Source organism: Flavobacterium sp. GSB-24 (assembly GCF_027924665.1).
GTDB lineage: Bacteria > Bacteroidota > Bacteroidia > Flavobacteriales > Flavobacteriaceae > Flavobacterium.
Genome location: NZ_AP027043.1, coordinates 3,799,630 through 3,811,932 on the forward strand (window position 1 = coordinate 3,799,630; position 12,303 = coordinate 3,811,932).

Consider the following 12,303-nt stretch of genomic DNA (forward strand, 5'->3'; position numbering starts at 1 on the left):
CTATATTTTTGTCAGACTGAGCAAAGTCGAAGTTAAGCAAAGTGATTCAGCAAAACAGGACTTCGACTTCGCTCAGTCTGACAAACCAAAAAAAAATCCGTAAATCTCAAAATTTCAGATTTACGGATTTTTTTTTCATTACTTTACTTATTAACTTTTTATCCAATTAATAACTTCTGGATCTGTTGGTAAAGTTCTTGGTTTAATTACTTTTACCAATTCTCCCTTTTCATTAATTAAGTATTTTTGGAAATTCCACTCTACTTCAGAATCCTGTAAACCATTTTTAGATTTCTGAGTCAGGAATTTGTAAATTTCAGCCATATCATTTCCTTTTACTGATATTTTATTCATCATCGGGAAAGTTACGCCATAATTCTGCTGGCAGAAAGATTCAATTTCCTTCGCTGTTCCAGGTTCCTGCGAAGCAAAGTTATTTGCTGGAAAACCTACAATTACAAAACCTTTGTCTTTATATTCTTTGTAAATAGCCTCTAAATCTTTGTACTGAGGTGTCAAACCACATTTTGATGCTGTATTGACAATCATGATTTTTTTGCCTTTCAAAGATGCAAAGTCAAAAGTATCTCCTGATAAATCTTCAACTTTAAACTGGTAAATGTTTTCTTTTGCCATGACTTCTGTTTTAGGTTTATGGCTCGTTTGAGCCTGCACTTGCGATGCTATCATAAATAATGCACTGCAAACTAAAATTGCTATATTTTTCATCGTATAATTTTTTATAAAATTAGCTAAAATCCGCTTTACTAAAACTCTTTTCTTTCTTTAAATTTTATTAATCAAAAGTTAAATAAAAAAATGAAGCCTAACGTTAATCAGACGTTAGGCTTCCCCCCATACAAACAAATCAAACCATGAATTAATTATTATGCAATCTTTTTATAAATAAAATAATCTATATGTTATCGAATTATAGTTGATGACTCGGTTATAGTGAAAATCTTCTTAACCCCCAATGTCAAAACGAACTTTTCAAAATATTTTCAAATGGCTTGTATTGATGTAACTTTTAAATGGTGTAATTCACTCTAACAATTAAAAAAATCTTCGGTTTGGAAGTCCGAGTGCATCAACTATACTATATTTAGTTTTCAACTTTTCAAAATTTAAAGAACAAATTCATAACGTTTCTCATTTAGAGCTCTTAATCAACATCTCTTTTCTAAAATCAACTTTATTAAAAACAGTCAATGCTAAAACAGTTGTCAATCCTACGATTAATATTTTAATTGCATTTCTCTTATTCATAATATCAGTTTTTAGAATCGCTTTTCATTTTTAATATGTTCTTTTTCCTACTTCTAAATTTATTTACGAAATTGGATTGTTTTTGGTTTTAAAAAAAGTAAAAAAAATCATATTTTTTTTTAAACCTCTTTATTTTCCTAGGGTTTAGACTACAAAAAAAATAAAAAAAAATCCGAAAAAAATAAATTATCTTTATAACTGGTTACCACCAGCTGTCTAACTTTTTATGTTTAAACTTAAAATCCAAATCTATGAGTCAAGAAGAATTGTTAGTTTTAATTTACAAAAAGGACGAAAAGGCTTTTACACATTTATATGATATGTATTCTAAAAGCTTATTTTCTGTCATTCATGTCTTAATCAAAAATCGAGAAGAAGCAGAAGATGTTTTACAAGACGTCTTTGTAAAAATCTGGAAAAACATCGATTCTTATAATGAAAGTAAAGGACGATTTTACACTTGGATTCTTAATATCGCTCGAAACACTTCGATTGATAAACTTCGTTCTAAAAACTTTAATAACAGCCAAAAAAACCTTTCCTCTGATAATTTCGTAAATCTGTTAGATGACAGTAATAAATTAGCTAATAAACTTGATGCAATTGGAATTCAGGAATTCGTGAAGAAACTTAAACCAAAATGTATTGAAATCATCAATTTGTTATTCTTTAAAGGATATACCCAGCAAGAAGCTTCGGAAGAATTAGCCATTCCACTGGGCACAATCAAGACACAAAACAGAAACTGTATTAACGATTTACGTAATTATTTAAAAATATAATGGAAGCACAAGAATATATAGAATCAGGAATTCTAGAGTTATATGTATATGGCTTACTAAGCGAAAAAGAAAACCTAGAAATAGCTGAACTGGCAAAAAACAATCCTGAAGTTGATCAGGAAATTATTTCGATCGAAAAGGCTATAATTGCTTTATCTTCGAGCTTCTCTCCTTTCCATTCTGTGGAGAATTTTGAGAAAATAAAAACCCGTCTGGAACTTAAACATGGCAAAGTAGTCGATATGAAACCAGCTTCAAACTGGTCTCAATATGTGGGCTGGGCCGCGGCAGTATTATTATTGCTTGGTTTAGGCTATCAAACTTTAGAATTAACAAAAACTAAGGAAGCAATTTCAAATGTTGGAAATGAAAAAAATAAAATCCAAAGAGAGTATGCTTATTTAGATCAGCAGAATAAACAAACAGAGAAAAACCTGAGTATTGTTAGAGATATCAAAAATACTGGTGTAACTCTTGGCGGTCAGGCTGTTTCTCCTACATCTTTTGCAAAAGTGTATTGGAATAAACAAACTAAAACAACTTATATTGATGCCGCTGGTCTGCCAACGCCTCCAAAAGGAATGGTTTATCAAGTTTGGTCTTTAAAATTAAGTCCAGTTCTTACGCCTACAAGTATTGGTTTACTGGATAATTTCGAAGGAAATAGACAAAAAATCTTTGCTGTAAGCCAGACCGATTCGGCAGAAGCGTTCGGTATCACGCTGGAACCTGCAGGAGGAAGTTTAACTCCAACAATGGAACAATTGTATACTTTAGGAAAAGTTTAAAAACTTAAATATTTATAAATGCAAAGCGTATATTAATTACTTTTAATATGCGCTTTTTTATTTTTACAAAATAAACTCTATCAAAAGATCTATGAATGGAACTTTACTTTTAAGAATTGCAACTGCAATCATTTTATTAACGCATTCTGTTTTCGGAATGTTTAATAACGGAATAAATGATTTCGGAAATTTATTTTTAAATCAAATTGGCTTTGCTCCTTTTGGTGTTTTTCTGGCTTGGTCAATTAAATTGTCGCATATTGCAGCGGCTATATTACTGCTTTTAAACAAATATGTAAAACCTGCAGGATTCATAACTATTTTTATTTTGCTTATGGGAATTATTCTGGTTCATTTTCAGGATGGATGGTTTGTCGTTGGCGGTGGAAGAAATGGTATAGAATATAATTTTTTATTAATTTGTGTTTTATTAGCGATTATGTACCCAAATGGATTTAAATTAAATTATAAAGATTAGTTATGATGAAAATAACTTGTAAAAACTGTCAGCAAGTTTATACTGGTAATTACTGCAATAATTGCGGCCAAAGCACAGAAACACACAAAATTAACGGTCATTTTTTATGGCACGACATACAGCATGGCTTATTCCATTTTGATCAGGGAATTCTCTTTTCTTTAAAGGAACTATTTACAAGGCCTGGAGATACTGTTCGCGAATTTATTGAAGGAAAACGCGTCAGACATTTCAAACCTTTATCTTTAGTTGTTCTGTTAGCAACTTTTTATGGTTTTTTATTCCATTATTTTAATATTCATTATTTAGCAAATGATTCAAATGATGCATTAGATTATGAAAATCTAAATGAATGGATTACAACACATTTCTCTTGGGTAACAATAGCTACAATACCGTTATATACAATTGGTACTTATATTGTTTTTAGAAATCAGGGATATAACTTTTTTGAATTTTTTGTTCTCAATACTTTTAAAGCTTCACAGCGGCTTTTTGTCCAGATTTTGACATTTCCAATATTATTTTATTTCAACAGTACGCATCATTTACAGCAGTTTTCGTTTGTAACCTATCTAATAGGTATTGTATTAATATTTTGGACCAACATTCAATTTTTCGATAAAATATCAAAAACACGAGCATTCTTTTTATCGATACTTAGTCATATCATATTTTTAATCTGCTTTACAATTGTTTTTGCAGTAATACTTTTAATTACAGGTAACTTTTAAAAAACAAAAAGGTTCAACATTATGTTGAACCTTTTTTGAATTAATAATTCCTTTGAATTATTTATTTCTTTACTTTTTTACTTTTATAGTACTTTCTATATTTTGGATAGGTAACAGCTCCAATAACACTAATGGAAATCAAAGTGTAATAAACCCAACTTAATGAATGCGCTTCTCCGCTTGCGTAAGAATGCAAACCAACCAAATGGAAATTTACTCCATAATAAGTAAACAGAATTGAAACAAATGCAAACATACTCATTAAGTTGAAGAACCATTTTCCTCTTAAAGCAGGAACAAAACGAGCGTGAATTACAAATGCATAAATCATAATTGAGATTAAAGCCCAAGTTTCTTTTGGATCCCATCCCCAGTAACGTCCCCAGCTTTCGTTTGCCCATTGTCCACCTAAGAAGTTTCCAATAGTAAGCATGATCAAACCAATAGTTAAAGCCATTTCGTTGATATATGTAATCTCTTTTAAATTAAGCTCCATTTTGGCTTTATTTTTCTCAGTTGTAAAGAAAATCAAGAGCAATGCAACAAAGCCTAAAATAAATCCTAATGCAGTTGGACCATAACTACCTACAATAACTGCCACGTGAATCATTAACCAATACGAGTTAAGAACCGGTTGTAAGTTTGCAATTTCAGGATCAATCCAGTTCATGTAAGCTGCCATTAAAATCATAGCAGTAACAAAGGCAGATGATGCTACTGTTAATTTTGATTTTCTATCAAAAGCCAATCCGAAGAACATTGTGGACCAAGCTACATAAACGATTGATTCGTAAGCATTACTCCAAGGCGCGTGACCAGAAATATACCAGCGTGCAATTAATCCTAATGTATGAATTGCAAATAACAATCCGACTAAAACATGGAAACCATCTATTGTAATACGAAGCCATTTTTTCTCAAAGAAAATGTTCACGATAATAAAAATGAACATAAAGCTTGCTACTGTAATATACCAATACGGTAATTTTTGAAAAACGTCGTATTTATTATAAGCTATCTCAGCATCGATTTTGTCTTCACTTGGTCGTACTTTGCTACCAAATTTCTTTTGAAAACCATTAATGCTTTCAACTAAATTGTCTGCTGTGTCAAAGTTTTTAGCAATTGAACCGTTGTTTAGGGCACTAAAATATAAAGGCAGAATTTGGTTAACGTAAGTTGAATCCATTCCTTTAAAGCCATTATTATTGCGTTCTAAATAAGAAACCCATTTATGATTTGGATCGTTTGGAACTGGAAATATTCTCAAAATGCTTCCGCTTAAAGCAGATTCCATTAAGTTTACTTTTTTATCTGTCTCAACAAAATCTTTCTCAAAATTATTTGGATTTGCAGCTTTGTAAGCCTCATCCAAATAAGGAGATAATTTATAATTTCCCTGCTCATCAAAGAATTTCACAAACGGAGCGTATTGATCTTTCGAATCAATTCCGATAATTTTACGAATACTATCATTTCCAGATTTAATATAAATCAAAGGAATCTGAATCCAAACCTGAGCATATTGTGTCATCGATAAGAAAACCTGATCAGAATTCATTCCATTGTAAGTATCCTTATGGCTTACTTTTCGAAGTAACTCAGACGAAAACGTATTAATAGGTTTCATTCTTCCGCCGGCATCTTGGATAATCAATCGTCCAAATTTTGCTGCGTGCGATTCTGGTGCTTTATAAATAGTCAATAATGAATCTAATTGTTTTTGACTTGGCGGCGCTGTAACATGATTAGCATGATCATTAGGATCTGCGGTATGCGCGTGATCGTGATCATGAGAATGAACATGTGGAGTCTGCTGTGCAAAACCACTTAAGCTTATCATTAAAACTAAAATAGTAATTAGCTTTTCTTTTTTCTTTTTAACCGCTTCTAGTTTACGTTTCAAATCACCAAAACGAGAATGTTTTGTAAACATAATTGCCATAAGTCCTATATAAAGTAAAAAATAACCCAAATAAGTAATATTAGTTCCCCAAAAATCATGGTTTACAGATAAAACAGTTCCTTTTTCATCTGGATCAAATGAAGACTGGAAGAAACGATATCCTTTATGATCTAAAACGTGATTCATAAAAATATCATAATCAAAAGTTTCTGTAGAATCCTGGACAGTAACTTTACTTTTATATGAAGAATAACTTTTTTCGGTACCAGGATATTTTTCTGCTATAAAATCGTTCAATTTTATTTTAAAAGGTAAAATGTATGCTTTACTTCCATAAAATAAAGAATATTCAATATTGCCAATTTTAACCGTTTTAGCCTCTCCAATCTGGCCTTTAGACCCCATCAGCATTACTTCTTTTTCTTGTCCTTCAGCTTTAACTTTTACGACCAAAGCGTCTGTATGAGATTTAGCTTTAAAATCATTATTTGATTCATATTCCACTTTTCCCTTCATTGGCGGATCTGGAAATACAATTCTAATATCTCCAATGCTATACAACGAACGCATCATTAAAGGCTGTGCATTATTTTTAGTGACTTTTCCTTTAAACTGATCTGCCATTCGCATAAACTCCCCTTCAAAAGGAGTCTGAATAGTGTATTCTTTACCAGTTGTATTAATATTAATTGCTCCGTCAGTTGGTTTATTTAAAGCAAATAAAACATTGTGAATATTTTGAACCTCACCTTCTTTAAGATAATGTTCTTCACGTCCGCCGGCACCAGCTTCTACTAATTTAAGATATAAAGTTCCGTTTGGATCTGGTTTAACCACTTCCTTCGCTCCCATTATATAATTAGAGTATGTAACTTCAAAAGGTGTTTCATCAAATTTTCCAGAAACACTGAAATCATTATTAGTAACAGGAGATAATAACAGATTTTTTTCAAAAACCCTTCTTTTCATCTCCCCTTTATATTCACCATCCACAAAAATGGTTAAGAAAGTTTTATCGGAGTAAATTTGATTTTCTGCAGCGCCTTCGCGAATAGGCATCATTCCTTCATAACTAATGTAACGGGTAATAAAAGCTCCTAAAATGATGAAAATAAAAGAAATATGCAGTAAGAAGGTTGCCCACTTTTCTTTTTTAAGCAGTTGATAACGTTTAATGTTTCCGAAGAAATTAATTACAAAAACAAGCATTATCGCCTCAAACCACCAAGTATTGTAAATAAGTATTCTGGCTGTATCGGTATTGTATTTACTTTCGATAAAAGTTCCAACACCCATTGCAATTGCGAATGTTAAAAAAAGAACGGCCATTAATCGTGTAGAAAACAAAAAAGAGAATATTTTTTTATCCATTTTTAAGGAATTACATTGTATAAAAGTGGCACAAAAGTACTTAAAAATGTTGATTTTAGGTATGTGATATTTGTTAATAAAAACCAAATATATAGCAAGAAATTTGATCAAATTCTCAAAAAAGTAAACTTATTTTTACAAAAACAAACATTTACAATATAGCTGTCTTGATTATTTTCTTATAAATTAAAATAGATTATCATACTTTAATCTTGGCAATTAGAATAATGTCTGAAAATAAAAATCATATTAGTACCCTGCAATCTGTCGCAAAAGTTTTCATTACAAATTATCTTTATAAAAAATAATACTAATTTTGCTCTTATGATTCAGATAACAATAATCGGTTCCGGCAACGTCGCACAGCATTTAATAAAAGCTTTTGATACAAGCAAAACTGTAGAAATTAAACAGGTTTTTTCAAGAAACAAGGAAGCTGTGGCTCATTTGGTTGATTATGAAAAAATTATTTCTGACTACAGTGAATTACAGACTGCTGATCTACATATAATTGCAGTTTCAGACAATGCAATTACCGAAGTTTCAGAACAACTTCCATTTAATAATCAGTTTGTAGTGCATACTTCTGGAACATCACCAATAGATGTTTTAGATGAAAAAAATCGTAGGGGTGTTTTTTATCCGCTGCAGACTTTTTCTAAAAATAAAAATATAGATTTTTCTATAATTCCTTTTTGTTTAGAGGCTGAAAATACTGCTGATTTTAAACTTTTAGAATCTGTAGCTAAAAGTGTTTCTACTGCTGTTTATTCTATCAATTCAGAGCAGCGAAAAGCACTTCATGTCGCTGCAGTTTTTGTGAATAATTTTACCAATCATCTTTATCAAATTGGACAAGAAATTTGTGAAGAAAATCAAGTTCCTTTTTCAATACTAAGACCTTTAATTCAGGAGACGGCGGATAAAATTAATACGCTTGATCCAACTGAGGCGCAGACAGGTCCTGCAAAACGTGAAGATTCCAAAACAATCAATGCACATTTGGATTTTTTACAAAATGAAAACAAAAAAAATATCTATAAAATCCTAACACAATCTATACAACATAATGGCAAAAAGTTATAAAGAAATAATGAATGACATCACAACGTTTGTTTTTGATGTAGACGGCGTACTTACAGACAGTTCTGTTTTTGTAACCAATGAAGGCGAAATGTTAAGAACAATGAATATTCGTGATGGTTATGCTTTAAAAGCAGCAATCGAAAGCGGTTTCAAAGTATGCGTTATTTCTGGCGGAAGCAATGAAGGTGTCCGCATTCGTCTTCGTAATCTGGGTGTTACCGACATTCATTTAGGAACCCCAAATAAAGTACAAACTTTTAAAGAATACACAGAAACTTATAATATTAAGCCTGAAAATGTGTTGTATATGGGAGATGATATTCCTGATTTTCATGTAATGAAATTAGTTGGACTTCCAGCCTGTCCACAAGATGCAAGTCCAGAAATTAAAAATATCTGTCGTTACATTTCACACGTAAAAGGCGGAAGAGGCGCTGCAAGAGACGTCATCGAACAAGTTATGAAGGTGCAAGGGAAATGGATGGAGTATTTTGATGGAAAACACGATTAATTAATTGTGAATTATCAATTATAAATTGTTAATGAACGTAACATTTATATTTTTACAAGCCATAAACATAAAAATCTTAGAACCTTAGCAACTTAGCCACCCAGAACCTCAAAAATGAAATACCTAAAACTTATTCGTTATAAAAACTTATTAATGCTTGCTTTTATGCAGCTTCTTTTTCGTTATGCATTTTTAAAACAGCAGGATATTCCGTTAGCATTGTCAGACTGGCAATACGGATTACTGGTTTTGAGTACCGTTTTGCTGGCCGCAGCGGGTTATGTCATTAATAATATTTATGATGTTGCAACCGACAGTATTAATAAACCTAACGACGTTGTTGTTGGTAAAGGAATAACAGAAACGGCGGCTTATAATATTTATATTGGTTTAAATATTTCTGGAGTTGCCATTGGTTTTATTCTATCGAATATTATTCTAAGGCCTACTTTTGCCTCGCTTTTTATCTTAATTGCTTCTTTACTATATTTTTATGCTACAACTTTAAAGCAAATTATGATTTTGGGCAATTTTGTTGTTGCATTGCTTCTTGCTGTGAGCGTTTTAATTATTGGAGTTTTTGATCTTTTTCCAGCAACAACTGCTGAAAATCAAGCGCAGATGGCAAGTCTTTTTTCAATCCTAATAGATTATGCCTTGTTTGCTTTTATGATTAATTTTATTCGTGAAATAGTTAAAGATATTGAAGATGTAAATGGAGATTACAATCAAGGAATGAATACATTACCCATTGCTATTGGAATTAATAGAGCTGCCAAAATTGCTTTAGGCTTTGCCGTTATTGCTTTTATATTATCTGCGCTTTACAGCAATATTTATTTTATGGAGAACAAGCTTTATATTGCTGTCCTTTATTCGTTTGTTACAGTTTTAGCCCCATTATTATATTTCATAGTCAAAATATTTACTGCAAAATCTCAAAAAGATTTTCATCATTTAAGTACTATTTTAAAACTTGTTTTATTCTTCGGAATTTTATCAATCTTGGTTATCGCCTTAAATATCAAATACAATGCTTAAAGAAAAACTAAAAAAATATAAAATCATTTTAGCTTCTGGTTCGCCAAGAAGACAGCAGTTTTTTAAGGATTTAGATCTTGATTTTGAAATTCGCTTAAAAGATATTGAAGAGATTTATCCGCCAGAATTAAAAGCAGTAGAAATAACCGATTATCTGGCCGAACTAAAAGCTAAAGCTTTTGAAGGCGAGTTACAAGAAAATGAAATTTTAGTAACGAGTGATACAATTGTATGGCATCAAAATAAAGCATTGGGAAAACCAAAAAATGCGGAAGAAGCTTTTGAAATGATCAAATCAATGTCTAACGCTACTCATGAAGTAATTACTTCTGTATGCTTTAAAACTGCTGACTCTTCTACCCTATTGCATGATATTACAAAAGTTACTTTCAATGATTTATCTGATGAAGCAATTTTGTACTACATAGAAAATTATAAACCTTACGACAAAGCTGGCGCTTATGGCATTCAGGAATGGTTTGGTTTTATGGCAGTTGCAAAAGTTGAAGGCTCTTATACCAATGTTATGGGGCTTCCGACAGCAAAAGTTTACGAATTTTTAAGTACATTAGTGTAAAAATTTATTTATGTTTTCTTTTAAAGAGTATAGCCGCGAAATCTTAGCTACCATAATTCTCATTCTTATATTGATTGTTCTTAGAATGGTTATTGCAAAATTGATAAGACGTTTTGCCTCTACTAGTCATTTATTTGAACATAGAACCAATTTAGTAATCAAGTACATTAATATTCTAATGAATATATTGGTTACAACCAGTTTAATTGTGGTTTGGGGCGTTGAAACGCAAGATATTTTCATTACTATTTCTTCGATTGCAACTGTAATTGGAGTGGCTATGTTTGCACAATGGTCGATTTTGAGCAATATTACTTCTGGAATGATTTTATTCTTTTCTTTTCCCTTTAGAATTGGGGACACTATAAAAATACATGATAAAGATTTTCCTATCGAAGCCGAAATTGAAGACATCAATACCTTCCATGTGAGCTTAAAAACGAAAGAAGGCGAGAAAATTATTTTCCCAAACAATTTATTACTGCAAAAAGGAATCTCTATTATTCCCGCCAAATATGAAGAAAGAGAGTTTTTTGATTAAATGTTAATGGGAATTCTATAACGCCGCGAAGAAAAGCTAGAACAGAAAAGAGCAAATAAAGTGTAATATTTGTTTTATAAAACCAGCTTAAATCTTCAAATAATGACTCGACCCATAACTTTACCTTTTTATGCAAAGCTTTGCTTTATACTTGTTACTTTAATTTGTTTTGCTTTTATTTTTTGTACTGGAAAAGATATTCTGACTCCAGTTTTAATGGCATTTTTATTTGCTGTTCTACTACTTCCCATTTTTACCTTTTTAAATACAAAATTTAAATTCCCAAGGCATTTAGCCGCAATAGTTTGTCTTTTAATTTTTCTATCCTTCATTGTCGGTATTTTGGTTTTCATTTCCTATCAGGTTACTTATATGGCGAATGATTTTGATACCATAAAGAAAAATGCAAATACTTTTATCATTGAAATTCATAAATTTATTAGAGAAAATTTTCAAGTAAGCATTGGAGAACAAAAAAAATATCTGGATACAGTAACAAAAGATTCAGTTAAAAACGGCCAGGCTACAATAGTATCTTCTATAATATCTATAAGCGATGTTCTTTTGGATAGTACGATTATCGTCATTTATACGTTTTTGTTTTTAATATATAAAGAGCATTTTAAATTGTTTTTAGCTAAATTAATAAGCCAAGAAAATCATCCGGTTTTAAAAGACATTCTTTCGCAGATAAAAGTTTCTGTAAACAATTATATTGTTAGTTTAATTATTGAAATGATTGTTGTTTCTATATTAACCAGTTTAGGATTGTGGATTATTGGCATTAAATATTTTATATTGTTAGGACTTATAACTGGAATTTTAAACCTAATTCCTTATATCGGAATTTTAATTGCCGGAATCATTACCGTATTAGCATCATTAACTGGATCTGCAGATACTTCTGTTATTCTTGGAATCCTGATAGTAAATATAATTGTTCAACTTATTGATAATAATCTGCTTGTGCCATTAATTATTAATTCTAAAGTTGAAATAAATGCGTTTGTTTCTATTATGGGTATTATTGTTGGCGGCGCTGCAGCAGGAATAGCCGGAATGTTCTTAGCCATTCCGCTTTTAGCCATTCTAAAAATTATATTTGATAGAATAGAATCACTTTCACCTTGGGGATATCTCATGGGCAATCACGTACCTAGGAAATTTAAATGGAGAATAAGAAGGACTTCTGTTGAGCATTAAAAAACTTATTTTTTAA

General features: G+C 31.0%; 12 protein-coding genes. 10 read left to right on the top strand and 2 right to left on the bottom strand.

Annotated elements, in window-relative coordinates; all coding sequences use genetic code 11:
* Positions 1 to 150 precede the first annotated feature (150 nt).
* Complete coding sequence (locus QMG60_RS16485) at positions 151 to 729, bottom strand: glutathione peroxidase (protein WP_281865685.1); 579 nt, start codon at positions 727 to 729, stop codon at positions 151 to 153.
* A 791-nt stretch (positions 730 to 1,520) separates the two neighbouring features.
* Between QMG60_RS16485 and QMG60_RS16490 the strand changes: the two genes are divergently transcribed.
* The 4 genes from QMG60_RS16490 to QMG60_RS16505 all read left to right on the top strand — a co-directional run bounded on the left by QMG60_RS16490 (position 1,521) and on the right by QMG60_RS16505 (position 4,051).
* Entirely contained in the window at positions 1,521 to 2,051 is a 531-nt protein-coding gene (locus tag QMG60_RS16490; protein ID WP_057117904.1) for an RNA polymerase sigma factor, read from the top strand.
* The gene (locus QMG60_RS16495; protein ID WP_281865686.1) at positions 2,051 to 2,839 is read left to right on the top strand and encodes an anti-sigma factor; all 789 of its coding nucleotides are present in this window, start codon (positions 2,051 to 2,053) and stop codon (positions 2,837 to 2,839) included. The genes QMG60_RS16490 and QMG60_RS16495 overlap by 1 nt, the downstream gene beginning before the upstream one ends.
* Before the next feature lie 91 nt (positions 2,840 to 2,930).
* Complete coding sequence (locus QMG60_RS16500; RefSeq protein WP_281865687.1) at positions 2,931 to 3,317, top strand: DoxX family protein; 387 nt, start codon at positions 2,931 to 2,933, stop codon at positions 3,315 to 3,317.
* A gap of 2 nt (positions 3,318 to 3,319) precedes the next feature.
* Positions 3,320 to 4,051, top strand: coding sequence for a DUF3667 domain-containing protein (locus tag QMG60_RS16505; RefSeq protein ID WP_281865688.1), 732 nt, complete (start codon positions 3,320 to 3,322; stop codon positions 4,049 to 4,051).
* A gap of 61 nt (positions 4,052 to 4,112) precedes the next feature.
* Here the strand turns inward: QMG60_RS16505 and ccsA are convergent, their stop codons facing one another.
* Positions 4,113 to 7,328 (bottom strand): cytochrome c biogenesis protein CcsA, encoded by a 3,216-nt coding sequence (ccsA, locus tag QMG60_RS16510; protein WP_281865689.1) that lies wholly within the window; start codon positions 7,326 to 7,328, stop codon positions 4,113 to 4,115.
* 324 nt (positions 7,329 to 7,652) lie between these two features.
* Here ccsA and QMG60_RS16515 point away from each other — a divergent pair, with 324 nt between their 5' ends.
* The 6 genes from QMG60_RS16515 (at position 7,653) to QMG60_RS16540 (ending at position 12,287) form a co-directional block, all read left to right on the top strand.
* On the top strand, positions 7,653 to 8,414 hold the full coding sequence (locus QMG60_RS16515; RefSeq protein WP_281865690.1) for a Rossmann-like and DUF2520 domain-containing protein: 762 nt from the start codon (positions 7,653 to 7,655) through the stop codon (positions 8,412 to 8,414).
* Complete coding sequence (locus QMG60_RS16520; protein WP_281865691.1) at positions 8,398 to 8,925, top strand: HAD-IIIA family hydrolase; 528 nt, start codon at positions 8,398 to 8,400, stop codon at positions 8,923 to 8,925. The genes QMG60_RS16515 and QMG60_RS16520 overlap by 17 nt, the downstream gene beginning before the upstream one ends.
* A gap of 114 nt (positions 8,926 to 9,039) precedes the next feature.
* Positions 9,040 to 9,966, top strand: coding sequence for a geranylgeranylglycerol-phosphate geranylgeranyltransferase (locus QMG60_RS16525; protein ID WP_082586818.1), 927 nt, complete (start codon positions 9,040 to 9,042; stop codon positions 9,964 to 9,966).
* Positions 9,959 to 10,543, top strand: a complete 585-nt coding sequence (locus tag QMG60_RS16530) for a Maf-like protein (RefSeq protein WP_281865692.1) — start codon at positions 9,959 to 9,961, stop codon at positions 10,541 to 10,543. Before QMG60_RS16525 ends, QMG60_RS16530 begins: the two co-directional genes overlap by 8 nt.
* Before the next feature lie 10 nt (positions 10,544 to 10,553).
* The gene (locus tag QMG60_RS16535; RefSeq protein ID WP_057117896.1) at positions 10,554 to 11,084 is read left to right on the top strand and encodes a mechanosensitive ion channel domain-containing protein; all 531 of its coding nucleotides are present in this window, start codon (positions 10,554 to 10,556) and stop codon (positions 11,082 to 11,084) included.
* Between the two features lie 102 nt (positions 11,085 to 11,186).
* Entirely contained in the window at positions 11,187 to 12,287 is a 1,101-nt protein-coding gene (locus tag QMG60_RS16540) for an AI-2E family transporter (RefSeq protein WP_057117895.1), read from the top strand.
* The last annotated feature ends 16 nt before the right edge of the window (positions 12,288 to 12,303 follow it).